At 60.8% G+C, this 13,876-nt stretch carries 9 protein-coding genes and 2 rRNA genes (1 of these 11 running past the window's edge); 10 read left to right on the forward strand and 1 reads right to left on the reverse strand.

The genetic code is table 11. From position 1 onward, the window contains the following. From C3F42_RS21735 to C3F42_RS21755, 5 genes are all read left to right on the forward strand, one after another. Positions 1-2,743, forward strand: a 23S ribosomal RNA gene (locus C3F42_RS21735) (it extends 151 nt beyond the left edge of the window). 134 nt (positions 2,744-2,877) lie between these two features. Further along, a 5S ribosomal RNA gene (rrf, locus tag C3F42_RS21740) occupies positions 2,878-2,993 on the forward strand. A 207-nt stretch (positions 2,994-3,200) separates the two neighbouring features. Continuing rightward, positions 3,201-3,860: a paraquat-inducible protein A gene (locus tag C3F42_RS21745; RefSeq protein ID WP_046854155.1), complete on the forward strand. Its 660-nt coding sequence runs from the start codon at positions 3,201-3,203 to the stop codon at positions 3,858-3,860. After that, positions 3,847-4,470 (forward strand): paraquat-inducible protein A, encoded by a 624-nt coding sequence (locus C3F42_RS21750; protein ID WP_023629756.1) that lies wholly within the window; start codon positions 3,847-3,849, stop codon positions 4,468-4,470. The genes C3F42_RS21745 and C3F42_RS21750 overlap by 14 nt, the downstream gene beginning before the upstream one ends. Continuing rightward, positions 4,463-6,763 carry a PqiB family protein gene (locus tag C3F42_RS21755; RefSeq protein WP_104444891.1) on the forward strand — a complete coding sequence of 767 codons (2,301 nt, stop codon included), beginning with the start codon at positions 4,463-4,465 and terminating at the stop codon, positions 6,761-6,763. Before C3F42_RS21750 ends, C3F42_RS21755 begins: the two co-directional genes overlap by 8 nt. A 199-nt stretch (positions 6,764-6,962) precedes the next feature. On the opposite strand, the gene rpsT is transcribed toward C3F42_RS21755, so the two are convergent. Then, positions 6,963-7,241, reverse strand: a complete 279-nt coding sequence (gene rpsT, locus C3F42_RS21760) for a 30S ribosomal protein S20 (protein WP_023533220.1) — start codon at positions 7,239-7,241, stop codon at positions 6,963-6,965. Positions 7,242-7,490: 249 nt separating this feature from the next. On the opposite strand from rpsT, the gene murJ reads away from it, so the two are divergent. From murJ to C3F42_RS21785, 5 genes are all read left to right on the forward strand, one after another. After that, positions 7,491-9,029 carry a murein biosynthesis integral membrane protein MurJ gene (gene murJ / locus C3F42_RS21765; protein WP_104444892.1) on the forward strand — a complete coding sequence of 513 codons (1,539 nt, stop codon included), beginning with the start codon at positions 7,491-7,493 and terminating at the stop codon, positions 9,027-9,029. 118 nt (positions 9,030-9,147) lie between these two features. Further along, complete coding sequence (ribF, locus tag C3F42_RS21770; RefSeq protein ID WP_104444893.1) at positions 9,148-10,098, forward strand: bifunctional riboflavin kinase/FAD synthetase; 951 nt, start codon at positions 9,148-9,150, stop codon at positions 10,096-10,098. After that, complete coding sequence (gene ileS, locus C3F42_RS21775; protein WP_094011773.1) at positions 10,095-12,926, forward strand: isoleucine--tRNA ligase; 2,832 nt, start codon at positions 10,095-10,097, stop codon at positions 12,924-12,926. The genes ribF and ileS overlap by 4 nt, the downstream gene beginning before the upstream one ends. Continuing rightward, on the forward strand, positions 12,919-13,434 hold the full coding sequence (lspA, locus tag C3F42_RS21780; RefSeq protein WP_023629752.1) for a signal peptidase II: 516 nt from the start codon (positions 12,919-12,921) through the stop codon (positions 13,432-13,434). Before ileS ends, lspA begins: the two co-directional genes overlap by 8 nt. Then, positions 13,427-13,864: a peptidylprolyl isomerase gene (locus tag C3F42_RS21785; RefSeq protein ID WP_023629753.1), complete on the forward strand. Its 438-nt coding sequence runs from the start codon at positions 13,427-13,429 to the stop codon at positions 13,862-13,864. Before lspA ends, C3F42_RS21785 begins: the two co-directional genes overlap by 8 nt. Positions 13,865-13,876: the final 12 nt, after the last annotated feature.

Genomic DNA, 13,876 nt, shown 5'->3' on the forward strand with positions numbered 1-13,876 from the left:
TTGTACTGAATACATAGGTGCAAGAGGCGAACCAGGGGAACTGAAACATCTAAGTACCCTGAGGAAAAGAAATCAACCGAGATTCCCTTAGTAGTGGCGAGCGAACGGGGACCAGCCCTTAAGCTGGTTTGAGATTAGTGGAACGCTCTGGAAAGTGCGGCCATAGTGGGTGATAGCCCCGTACACGAAAATCTCTTGCCAGTGAAATCGAGTAGGACGGAGCACGAGAAACTTTGTCTGAACATGGGGGGACCATCCTCCAAGGCTAAATACTACTGACTGACCGATAGTGAACCAGTACCGTGAGGGAAAGGCGAAAAGAACCCCGGAGAGGGGAGTGAAATAGAACCTGAAACCGTATGCGTACAAGCAGTGGGAGCCTACTTTGTTAGGTGACTGCATACCTTTTGTATAATGGGTCAGCGACTTATATTCAGTGGCGAGCTTAACCGAATAGGGGAGGCGTAGCGAAAGCGAGTCTTAATAGGGCGCTTTAGTCGCTGGGTATAGACCCGAAACCGGGCGATCTATCCATGGGCAGGTTGAAGGTTAGGTAACACTGACTGGAGGACCGAACCGACTACCGTTGAAAAGTTAGCGGATGACCTGTGGATCGGAGTGAAAGGCTAATCAAGCTCGGAGATAGCTGGTTCTCCTCGAAAGCTATTTAGGTAGCGCCTCATGTATCACTGTAGGGGGTAGAGCACTGTTTCGGCTAGGGGGTCATCCCGACTTACCAAACCGATGCAAACTCCGAATACCTACAAGTGCCGAGCATGGGAGACACACGGCGGGTGCTAACGTCCGTCGTGAAAAGGGAAACAACCCAGACCGTCAGCTAAGGTCCCAAAGTCATGGTTAAGTGGGAAACGATGTGGGAAGGCTTAGACAGCTAGGAGGTTGGCTTAGAAGCAGCCACCCTTTAAAGAAAGCGTAATAGCTCACTAGTCGAGTCGGCCTGCGCGGAAGATGTAACGGGGCTCAAACCATGCACCGAAGCTACGGGTATCACCTTTAGGTGATGCGGTAGAGGAGCGTTCTGTAAGCCTGTGAAGGTGAGTTGAGAAGCTTGCTGGAGGTATCAGAAGTGCGAATGCTGACATGAGTAACGACAATGCGAGTGAAAAACTCGCACGCCGAAAGACCAAGGTTTCCTGCGCAACGTTAATCGACGCAGGGTTAGTCGGTCCCTAAGGCGAGGCTGAAAAGCGTAGTCGATGGAAAACAGGTTAATATTCCTGTACTTCCAGTTATTGCGATGGAGGGACGGAGAAGGCTAGGCCAGCTTGGCGTTGGTTGTCCAAGTTTAAGGTGGTAGGCTGAGATCTTAGGCAAATCCGGGATCTCAAGGCCGAGAGCTGATGACGAGTGCTCATTAGAGCGCGAAGTGGTTGATGCCATGCTTCCAAGAAAAGCTCCTAAGCTTCAGATAACTGGGAACCGTACCCCAAACCGACACAGGTGGTTAGGTAGAGAATACCAAGGCGCTTGAGAGAACTCGGGTGAAGGAACTAGGCAAAATGGCACCGTAACTTCGGGAGAAGGTGCGCCGGTGAGGGTGAAGCACTTGCTGCGTAAGCCCACGCCGGTCGAAGATACCAGGCCGCTGCGACTGTTTATTAAAAACACAGCACTCTGCAAACACGAAAGTGGACGTATAGGGTGTGACGCCTGCCCGGTGCCGGAAGGTTAATTGATGGGGTTAGCGCAAGCGAAGCTCTTGATCGAAGCCCCGGTAAACGGCGGCCGTAACTATAACGGTCCTAAGGTAGCGAAATTCCTTGTCGGGTAAGTTCCGACCTGCACGAATGGCGTAACGATGGCGGCGCTGTCTCCACCCGAGACTCAGTGAAATTGAAATCGCTGTGAAGATGCAGTGTATCCGCGGCTAGACGGAAAGACCCCGTGAACCTTTACTATAGCTTTGCACTGGACTTTGAGCTTGCTTGTGTAGGATAGGTGGGAGGCTTTGAAGTGGGGACGCCAGTTCTCATGGAGCCATCCTTGAAATACCACCCTGGCAACCTTGAGGTTCTAACTCAGGTCCGTTATCCGGATCGAGGACAGTGTATGGTGGGTAGTTTGACTGGGGCGGTCTCCTCCCAAAGAGTAACGGAGGAGTACGAAGGTGCGCTCAGACCGGTCGGAAATCGGTCGTAGAGTATAAAGGCAAAAGCGCGCTTGACTGCGAGACACACACGTCGAGCAGGTACGAAAGTAGGTCTTAGTGATCCGGTGGTTCTGTATGGAAGGGCCATCGCTCAACGGATAAAAGGTACTCCGGGGATAACAGGCTGATACCGCCCAAGAGTTCATATCGACGGCGGTGTTTGGCACCTCGATGTCGGCTCATCACATCCTGGGGCTGAAGCCGGTCCCAAGGGTATGGCTGTTCGCCATTTAAAGTGGTACGCGAGCTGGGTTTAGAACGTCGTGAGACAGTTCGGTCCCTATCTGCCGTGGACGTTTGAGATTTGAGAGGGGCTGCTCCTAGTACGAGAGGACCGGAGTGGACGAACCTCTGGTGTTCCGGTTGTCACGCCAGTGGCATTGCCGGGTAGCTATGTTCGGAAGAGATAACCGCTGAAAGCATCTAAGCGGGAAACTTGCCTCAAGATGAGATCTCACTGGAGCCTTGAGCTCCCTGAAGGGCCGTCGAAGACTACGACGTTGATAGGTTGGGTGTGTAAGCGCTGTGAGGCGTTGAGCTAACCAATACTAATTGCCCGTGAGGCTTGACCATATAACACCCAAGCAATTTGCTCACGCAGATTGCGGTGGTGAAGACGAAACGAACCGAAAGTTCGCGACGAACCACAAAGATCACATATCCGAATTGGCTGGCATGTCTGCAAGGACGTACTGGCAACCGAATTTCTTGACGACCATAGAGCATTGGAACCACCTGATCCCATCCCGAACTCAGTAGTGAAACGATGCATCGCCGATGGTAGTGTGGGGTTTCCCCATGTGAGAGTAGGTCATCGTCAAGATTCATTTCGCAAAACCCCTATCTGCGCGAGCAGGTAGGGGTTTTGTCTTTGTGCCCGGCAAACGCTACGGGTGCCGACTTGCCGGCGATGCGCCCTGCTCACGGAAAATGTGACTCGAACACCGATACAGTTCCTCATACTGGCCACCTCCCACAATTCGAGTCGGAACACTAGAATAGAGCCGACGTCTCCATTCAGAACCCCTTTATGCCTAACCCTGTAGAACCCGAAGCGCTCGCGCAGCTGCCGCTGGATGAGCTGGTGGCCTGCCACGAGTGCGACCTGCTGATGCGCAAAGTCTCGTTGCAGACTGATGAAAAGGCGCAATGCCCACGTTGCGGCTACGAGCTGTACGCCCATCGCCACAACCTGGTCAACCGTAGCCTGGCCCTCGTCCTGACCGCCCTGTTGCTGTATGTGCCGGCCAACTTCCTGCCCATCATGCAATTGCACCTGCTCGGCCAGACCTCCGACGACACGGTCTGGAGTGGTGTGCTCGGCCTATACAATTCAGGGATGCGTGGCATCGCCGTGGTGGTGTTCCTGTGCAGCATGGCCATTCCCCTGCTCAAGCTGCTGTGCCAGCTGGCGGTGTTGCTGAGCATCCGTCTCGACTTCGGCCGCAGCTATGGCCTGCTGATCTATCGTATCTACCACCACCTGCGTGAGTGGGGGATGCTCGAGGTCTACTTCATGGGCGTGCTGGTGGCCATCGTCAAGCTGGTCGATCTGGCCGAGCTGAGCATTGGCCTGGGTCTGTTCTGCTTCATCAGCCTGCTGCTGGTGCAGGTCTGGCTCGAAGTGGTGATGTCACCGCACCAGATTTGGGTGGCCTTGTCGGGGGAGGACGTCCATGCGGGCGATTGATGCAGGCATCCTGGTATGCAATGAATGTCATGAGCTTAATCGTCAGGAGCCCGGCAGCACCTCGCAGAGCTGCACCCGCTGCGGGGCAGTGGTACATGCCCGGCGGCCCAACAGCATCGTGCGTACCTGGGCGCTGCTGATTACCTCGATGATCCTCTATATCCCGGCCAACGTGCTGCCGATCATGACCGTCAGCGCTCTTGGCCAAGGCAGCCCGGACACCATCATGTCCGGCGTGATCACCCTGATGAAGCACGGCATGTTGCCGATCGCCGCGGTGGTGTTCATTGCCAGCATCCTGGTGCCCACCTTCAAGCTGGTGGGGATCGCCCTGCTGCTCTATTCGGTACAGCGCCACCAGCCGCTGTCGGCGCGGCAGCGCATCCTGATGTATCGCTTCATTGAATTCATCGGCCGCTGGTCGATGCTGGACATCTTCGTCATTGCCATTCTCGTGGCCGTGGTGAATTTCGGCCGCATCGCCAGTGTCGAAGCCAACCTGGGCGCCGTCGCCTTCGCCTCCGTGGTGATCCTGACGATGCTCGCCGCTTTAACTTTCGATCCCCGACTGATCTGGGACAACACGGAGTCGGATGACGACCATGAGTGACTTGCCTACGGCTAAAACCCGCCCAGCTTCGAACTGGTCGGCCATCTGGATCCTGCCGCTGATTGCCTTGGCAATCGGTGGCTGGCTGGCATGGCAAGCCTATAAGGATGCTGGCATCGAGATCCAGGTGCGCTTCGAAAGTGGCGAGGGCATCGTCGCCAACAAGACCGAGGTTATCTATAAAGGCATGTCGGTGGGCAAGGTGGTTGCCCTGGTGCTGGATGACAAGGGGGACAAGCGTGGTGTCATTGCCACCATCGAGATGCGCAAGGAGGCAGGCCCGCACCTGAACAAGGGCACGCGCTTCTGGGTGGTCAAGCCGAGCGTCAGCCTGGCAGGCATCTCGGGCCTGGAGACGCTGGTTTCGGGCAACTATATTGCCGTCGACCCTGGAGACGGAGAGCCGACCAAGCGCTTCACCGCGCTCAAGGAAGCGCCGCCACTGTCGGATGCCGAGCCTGGCTTGCACCTGACCCTCAAGGCCGAGCGGCTGGGCTCGCTCAACCGCGACAGCCCGATCTTCTACAAGCAGATTCAGGTCGGTCGGGTGAAGAGCTATCGCCTGTCCGAGGATCAGGGCACGGTGGAGATCAAGGTGTTCATCGCGCCAGCCTATGCCAGCCTGGTGCGCAAGCACACACGTTTCTGGAATGCCAGCGGGGTCAGCATCGATGCCGACCTGTCCGGGGTGAAGGTACGCACTGAATCGCTGTCGAGCATCGTGGCCGGGGGTATCGCCTTTGCAACGCCGGAGAACCGCAAGGACAGCCCGCCCACCGATCCAAGCCTGCCGTTCCGCTTGTACGAGGACTTCGACGCGGCCCAGGCCGGTATCCGCGTCAAGGTCAAGCTCAGTGATTTCGAAGGCTTGCAGAAGGGGCGCACGCCAGTGTTGTACAAGGGCATCCAGGTGGGCACGCTCAAGGATCTCAAGGTCGAAAGTGACCTGGCCAGCGCAACGGCCGAGCTGACCCTGGACCCGCTGGCCGAGGACTATCTGGTTGAAGGCACACAGTTCTGGGTAGTCAAGCCGTCGATCTCGCTTGCCGGTATCACTGGCCTCGAGGCGTTGGTGAAGGGTAACTACATCGCGGTCCGCCCGGGCGAGCCAGGCGCCAAGCCCCTGCGCGAGTTCGAAGCGCGTCCCAAGGCGCCGCCACTGGACCTGAAGGCGCCCGGCCTGCACATGGTGCTGTTCGCCGATACCCTGGGCTCGCTGGAGGTGGGTAGCCCGGTGATGTACCGCCAGGTGCGCGTGGGCAGCGTGCAGAGCTACCAGTTCGCTCGCAACAGCAAGCGCATCCTGATCGGTGTGCACATCGAGAAGGAATACGCCAACCTGGTCAACGGGTCTACGCGCTTCTGGAATGCCAGCGGCATCACCTTGACCGGTGGCCTGTCGGGGATCCAGGTCAAGAGTGAGTCGCTGCAGACGCTCATGGCCGGGGGCATCGCTTTCGATACGCCGAAGCCGGATGTACCGCTCAAGCGTCGCATCCCGCGCTTCCGTCTGCATGAAAGCCAGGACGCGGCCAACCGGGCCGGGACCCTGATCACCATTCGCGTGGACCGCGCCGATGGCCTGAAGCCGGGCACGCCGATCCGTTTCCGCGGCCTGGATGTGGGCAGTGTCGAGAGCGTCGACCTGACCGGCGACCTGCAGGCGGTCCTGCTCCGTGCGCGGATTACCCAGGCGGCCGAGCGTATCGCCCGCACCGGTACGCAGTTCTGGGTGGTCAAGCCTGCATTGGGCCTGGTGCGTACCGAGAATCTCGACACGCTGATTGGCGGTCAGTACCTGGAGGTGCTGCCGGCGCTCAAGGATAAAGGGCCGCAGCGTGACTTCATCGCCCTGAGCGATGCCCCCGAGGTGAAGGGTGAGGAGGTCGGCCTGCCGTTGACCTTGAGCGCGGCGCGCCGTGGTTCGATCAAGCCAGGCGTGCCGGTCACCTACCGGGAGATTGCAGTGGGCAAAGTCACCGGCTTCGAGCTGGGCCAGACCGCCGACCGGGTGCTTATCCACATCCTTATCGAGCCTCGCTATGCCGGGCTGGTGCGTGGCGGCAGCCGTTTCTGGAACAGCAGTGGGTTTGGTTTCGACTGGGGCTTGTTCAAGGGGGCCACGGTGCGCACCGAGTCGTTGGAAACCTTGATCGACGGTGGGATTGCCTTTGCCACGCCCGATGGCGAACAGATGGGTAATCCTGCGCGACCGCAGCAGACCTTCGCGCTGTTCGACAAGCCGGAGGATGAATGGATGCAGTGGGCGCCGAAGATCCAGATCGGCAAGTAATGATGGGGGGCCGCTATGCGGCCCTTTCGCCGGCGAGCCGGCTCTCACGCCGACCGCGTTGGCCTCAGGATATTCTGTGGCAGCCGGCTTGCCGGTTGACTCGAAGACACCGGTGCTAATGCAGCCTTGGCGAGTAACGAGAAAATCACAGGCATAAAAAAACCGACCCTAGGGTCGGTTTTTTCGACAAGAACGTCGCTTAGGCAGCTGCAGCTTCTTTCAGTGCCTTGATGTGGCCATTCAGACGGCCTTTGTGGCGAGCAGCTTTGTTCTTGTGGATGATACCCTTGTCGGCCATACGGTCGATTACAGGTACAGCCAGAACGTAAGCGGCTTGCGCTTTTTCGGCGTCTTTTGCGTCGATGGCCTTGACTACATTCTTGATGTAGGTACGGACCATGGAACGCAGGCTGGCGTTGTGGCTGCGACGCTTCTCAGCCTGTTTTGCACGTTTCTTGGCGGAAGGTGAGTTGGCCACCGTCGAGCTCCTCGAAAGACTTTAGGTAAATAGCAAACAAAATAGGCCGCGAATCATGCCGATGAGTCGATCGGATGTCAAGGCCACCTGCAAGGTTCCGCCGAGTGGTGAGCCAACAGGAGGGAAATATTCCTTTCTGTCGCACGACCTGTAAACTCGGGAATTTTTGGCTCCCCTGCGAAGGCGCGGGAGTATCGCACATTCGGACGCTGTCTGCAGCGTCCTCTGCCCCTGGCGTGAAACTTTTCGATGAACCTGCTCAAATCCCTGGCTGCGGTCAGCTCCATCACCATGATTTCCCGGGTGCTCGGCTTCGTGCGCGATACCATCCTGGCGAGGGTGTTCGGCGCCGGCATCGCCACCGACGCCTTCTTCATCGCCTTCAAGCTGCCCAACCTGCTGCGGCGGATATTCGCCGAAGGCGCGTTCTCCCAGGCCTTCGTGCCGATCCTCGCCGAGTACAAGACCCAGCAGGGCGAGGAGGCCACCCGCACCTTTGTCGCCTATGTCAGTGGCCTGCTTACCCTGATCCTGGCATTGGTCACCACCATCGGCATCCTCGCCGCGCCCTGGGTGGTCTGGGCGACGGCACCGGGTTTCGTCGACAGCGCAGAGAAGTACGAGCTGACCACTTCGCTGCTGCGGGTGACCTTTCCTTATATATTGTTGATCTCGCTGTCGTCGCTGGTCGGCGCGATCCTCAACACCTGGAATCGCTTCAGCGTGCCGGCGTTCACCCCCACGCTGCTCAACGTGGCGATGATCGCCTTCGCCGTGCTGCTCACGCCCTACTTCGACCCGCCGATCATGGCCCTGGCCTGGGGCGTGCTGGCCGGTGGCCTGGCGCAACTGCTTTACCAGCTGCCGGCGCTGAAGAAGATCGGCATGCTCGTGCTGCCGCGCCTGAGCTTGCGCGATACCGGTGTGTGGCGCGTGCTCAAGCAGATGCTGCCGGCCATCCTCGGGGTGTCGGTGAGCCAGATCTCGTTGATCATCAACACTATCTTCGCTTCCTTCCTGGTGGCCGGCTCGGTGTCCTGGATGTACTACGCCGACCGCCTCATGGAACTGCCCTCCGGCGTGCTCGGCGTGGCCCTGGGCACCATCCTGCTGCCGACCTTGGCCAAGACCTACGCCAACCAGGACCGTGAGGAGTATTCGCGGATCCTCGACTGGGGCCTGCGCCTGTGCTTCCTGCTGGTGCTGCCCTGCACCCTGGCCCTGGGCATCCTCGCCGAACCGCTGACCGTAGCGCTGTTCCAGTACGGCAAGTTCAGTGCCTTTGACGCGGCGATGACCCAGCGCGCGCTGGTCGCGTATTCGGTGGGGTTGATGGCGATCATCCTGGTCAAGGTGCTGGCACCTGGCTTCTATGCGCAGCAGAATATCCGCACACCGGTGAAGATCGCGGTGTTCACCCTGGTCTGCACCCAGTTGCTCAACCTGGCGCTGGTCGGCCCGCTGGCCCATGCCGGGCTGGCCCTGGCGATCAGCCTGGGCGCTTGCCTGAACGCCGGCCTGCTGTACTGGAAGCTGCGCAGCCAGCAACTGTTCCAGCCGCAACCGGGCTGGACGATGTTCCTGCTCAAGCTGGTGCTGGCGGTGGCGTTGATGTCGGGCGTGCTGTTGCTGGGCATGCACTACATGCCGGCCTGGGAGCAGGGCAACATGCTCGAGCGCTTCGTGCGCCTGGGCGCCCTGATCGTCGCCGGCGTGGTGACCTATTTCGGCTGCCTGTACCTGTGTGGTTTCCGCCCACGGCACTTCGCCCGCAAGGCGTTGCACTGAGGCGCGAAAAGGGTCAGGCGTCGGTTTTTCGCATTCCACACTCCAGGGTGGCGCTGCTGCCTGTCACCAGCGCCCGGGTGTGGTTATAATCGGCCACTTTATGAGCAAGAAGCGCGTTATGCAGCTGGTTCGAGGTCTTCACAACCTGCGCCCCGAGCACCGGGGCTGTGTCGCCACCATTGGCAACTTCGACGGGGTCCACCGCGGCCACCAGGCGATCCTCGCACGCCTGCGCGAACGTGGCCAGGCACTCGGCCTGCCCACCTGCGTGGTGATCTTCGAGCCACAGCCTCGCGAATATTTCGCCCCGGATACCGCGCCGGCCCGCCTGGCGCGCCTGCGTGACAAGGTCGAGTTGCTGGCCGCGGAGGGCATCGATCGGGTGCTGTGCCTGTCGTTCAATCAGCGCCTGAGCCAGCTCAGCGCCGAGCAGTTCGTCAAGGCAGTGCTGGTCGATGGCCTGGGCGTGCGCCACCTCGAAGTGGGCGATGACTTCCGTTTCGGCTGCGACCGCGCCGGTGATTTCGCTTTCCTCACCGAAGCCGGCAAACGCCATGGCTTCAGCGTCGAGGCGGCCAACACCGTCATCCAGGATGGCCTGCGGGTCAGCAGCACCGAAGTGCGCAAGGCCCTGGCAGAGGGCGACTTCGAGCTGGCCGAACACCTGCTGGGCCGTCCGTACCGCATTACCGGCCGCGTGCTGCATGGCCAGAAGCTGGCCCGCCAGCTCGGCACACCTACCGCCAACATCCAGCTCAAGCGCCGTCGCGTGCCGCTGTCCGGGGTCTACCTGGCCAGCATCGAGATCGACGGCCAGCAGTGGCCGGGTGTCGGCAATATCGGAGTACGCCCCACCGTCGCCGGTGACGGGCGTCCTCACCTGGAGATTCATCTCCTGGATTACGCCGGTGACCTCTATGGCCGGCGCCTGACGGTGGAATTCCACCACAAGCTGCGTGAAGAGCAGCGTTTCGCCTCCCTGGAGGCGCTGAAGTCGGCGATCGACGCGGACATCGCCGCCGCACGTGCCCACTGGCACGCTCAACCGCTAACGAAGAGCCTGAAATGACCGACTACAAAGCCACGCTTAACCTTCCGGACACCGCCTTCCCCATGAAGGCCGGCCTGCCTCAGCGCGAACCGCAGATCCTGCAGCGCTGGGACAGCATTGGCCTGTACCAGAAGCTGCGCGAAATTGGCAAGGATCGTCCGAAGTTCGTCCTGCACGACGGTCCGCCCTATGCCAACGGCAAGATCCATATCGGTCATGCGCTGAACAAGATTCTCAAGGACATGATTGTCCGTTCGAAGACCCTGTCGGGTTTCGACGCCCCGTATGTACCGGGCTGGGACTGCCACGGCCTGCCGATCGAGCACAAGGTCGAGGTCACCCACGGCAAGCACCTGACCGCCGACCGCACCCGCGAGCTGTGCCGCGAGTACGCCGCCGAGCAGATCGAGGGGCAGAAGACCGAGTTCATCCGCCTGGGCGTGCTGGGTGATTGGGACAACCCGTACAAGACCATGAACTTCGCCAACGAGGCCGGCGAGATCCGCGCCCTGGCCGAGATGGTCAAGCAAGGCTTCGTGTTCAAGGGCCTGAAGCCGGTGAACTGGTGCTTCGATTGCGGTTCGGCCCTGGCCGAAGCCGAAGTCGAGTACGCCGACAAGAAATCCCAGACCATCGACGTCGCCTTCCCGGTCGCCGACGAGGCCAAGCTGGCCGCTGCCTTCGGCCTGGCCGCGCTGGCCAAGCCCGCCGCCATCGTGATCTGGACCACCACCCCGTGGACCATCCCGGCCAACCAGGCGCTGAACATCCACCCGGACTTCACCTACGCCCTGGTCGACACCGGCGAGCGCCTGCTGGTACTGGCCGAGGAGCTGGTCGAGTCGTGCCTGAAGCGCTATGCGCTGGAAGGTTCGGTCATCGCCACCGCCCCGGGTTCGGCCCTCGAGCTGATCAACTTCCGTCACCCGTTCTACGATCGCCTGTCGCCGATCTACCTGGCCGAATACGTCGAGCTGGGCGCCGGTACAGGCGTGGTGCATTCCTCGCCCGCCTACGGTGAAGACGACTTCGTTACCTGCAAGCGCTACGGCATGGTCAACGACGACATTCTCACCCCGGTGCAGAGCAACGGTGTGTACGTCGAGTCGCTGCCGTTCTTCGGCGGCCAGTTCATCTGGAAGGCCAACCCGGCCATCGTCGACAAACTCAGCGAAGTCGGCGCGCTGATGCACACCGAAACCATCAGCCACAGCTACATGCACTGCTGGCGCCACAAGACCCCGCTGATCTATCGCGCCACCGCGCAGTGGTTCGTCGGCATGGACAAGCAGCCCACCAGCGGCGACAACCTGCGCGAGCGCTCGCTCAAGGCCATCGAAGAGACCAAGTTCGTTCCGGCCTGGGGCCAGGCGCGCCTGCACTCGATGATCGCCAACCGCCCCGACTGGTGCATCTCGCGTCAGCGCAACTGGGGCGTGCCGATCCCGTTTTTCCTGGACAAGCAGACCGGCGAATTGCACCCACGTACCGTCGAGCTGATGGAGGAAGTGGCCAAGCGCGTCGAACAGCAGGGCATCGAAGCCTGGTTCAAGCTGGATGCCGCTGAGCTGCTGGGCGATGAAGCCGGCCAGTACGACAAGATTTCCGATACCCTCGACGTCTGGTTCGACTCGGGTACCACCCATTGGCACGTGCTGCGTGGTTCCCACGATATCGGCCACGCCACCGGCCCGCGCGCCGACCTGTACCTGGAAGGTTCCGACCAGCACCGCGGCTGGTTCCACTCTTCCTTGCTGACCGGCTGCGCCATCGACGGCCACGCGCCTTACCGCGAGCTGCTGACCCACGGCTTCACCGTGGACGAGAACGGCCGCAAGATGTCCAAGTCGCTGGGCAACACCATCGAGCCGGAAAAGGTCAACAACACCCTGGGTGCCGACATCCTGCGCCTGTGGGTGTCCGCCACCGACTATTCGGGCGAGATGGCCGTCTCCGAGCAGATCCTGCAGCGCAGCGCCGATGCCTACCGCCGCATCCGCAACACCGCGCGCTTCCTGCTTTCCAACCTGTCCGGCTTCGATCCGGCCCGCGACCTGTTGCCGGCCGAGGACATGCTGGCCCTGGACCGTTGGGCGGTCGACCGCACCCTGCTGCTGCAGCGCGAGCTGGAAGAGCACTACGGCGAGTACCGTTTCTGGAACGTCTACTCGAAGATCCACAACTTCTGCGTGCAGGAGCTCGGTGGCTTCTACCTCGACATCATCAAGGATCGCCAGTACACCACCGGCGTGAACAGTGTCGCCCGCCGCTCCTGCCAGACCGCGCTGTACCACATCAGCGAGGCGCTGGTGCGCTGGATCGCGCCGATCCTGGCGTTCACCGCCGACGAGATCTGGCAGTACCTGCCGGGCGAGCGCAACGAGTCGGTGATGCTCAACACCTGGTACCAGGGCCTGACGGAGCTGCCGGCCGACGCCGAGCTGGACCGTGCCTACTGGGACCGTGTGATGGCGGTCAAGGCCGCAGTCAACAAGGAGCTGGAGAACCAGCGTACCGCCAAGGTCATCGGCGGCAACCTGCAGGCCGAGGTCACCCTGTTCGCCGAAGAGGGCCTGACCGCCGACCTGAACAAGCTCGGCGATGAGCTGCGCTTCGTGCTGATCACCTCTGCCGCCAGCGTGGTGCCGTTCGTCCAGGCTCCGGCCGATGCCGTGACAACCGAGGTCGAAGGGCTCAAGCTGAAGGTCGTCAAGTCTGGCCATGTCAAGTGCGGCCGTTGCTGGCACTTCCGCGCCGATGTGGGCAGCCATCCGGAGCATCCGGAAATCTGTGGCCGTTGCGTCGATAACCTGAGCGGTTCCGGTGAGGTGCGCCACTATGCCTAACGCTTCCGCGGGGCGCTTTGGGCGCCTTGCCTGGCTCTGGCTGAGCCTGGTGGTGCTGGTCCTCGACCAGGCCACCAAGGTCTACTTCGAGGGCGCGCTGAGCCTGTACCAGCAGATCGTGGTCATCCCCGACTACTTCAGCTGGACCCTGGCCTACAACACCGGCGCGGCGTTCAGCTTCCTGGCCGACAGCTCCGGCTGGCAGCGCTGGCTGTTCGCGCTGATCGCCGTGGTGGTCAGCGCCGTGCTGGTGGTCTGGCTCAAGCGCCTGGGGCGCAACGAAACCTGGCTGGCCGTGGCCCTGGCGCTGGTGCTGGGCGGTGCATTGGGCAACCTGTACGACCGCGTGGTGCTTGGCCATGTGGTCGATTTCATCCTGGTGCACTGGCAGAACCGCCACTACTTCCCGGCCTTCAACCTGGCCGACAGCGCCATTACCGTGGGCGCGGTGATGCTGGCGCTGGATATGTTCAAGAGCAAGAAGTCCGAGGAAGCCGTCCATGACTGAGACCCGTATCGGCCAGAACACCGAAGTCACCCTGCACTTCGCGCTGCACCTGGAAAACGGCGACACCGTCGACAGCACTTTCGACAAGGCCCCGGCCACGTTCAAGGTGGGTGACGGCAACCTGCTGCCGGGCTTCGAAAACGCTCTGTTCGGCTTCAAGGCCGGTGACCAGCGCAAGCTGAGCATCGCCCCGGAGAATGCCTTCGGCCAGCACAACCCGCAGAACGTACAGGTGATGCCGCGCTCGCAGTTCGAAGGCATGGAGCTGTCCGAAGGGCTGCTGGTGATCTTCAACGATGCCGCCAACACCGAGCTGCCGGGTGTGGTCAAAGCGTTCGACGACAACCAGGTGACCATCGATTTCAACCATCCACTGGCTGGCAAGACCCTGAACTTCGAGGTGCAGATCCTCGACGTGAAGGCCGTGTGAGCCTGGAGCCGA

The sequence above is a fragment of the Pseudomonas sp. PONIH3 genome, from assembly GCF_002934345.1.
GTDB lineage: Bacteria > Pseudomonadota > Gammaproteobacteria > Pseudomonadales > Pseudomonadaceae > Aquipseudomonas > Aquipseudomonas soli.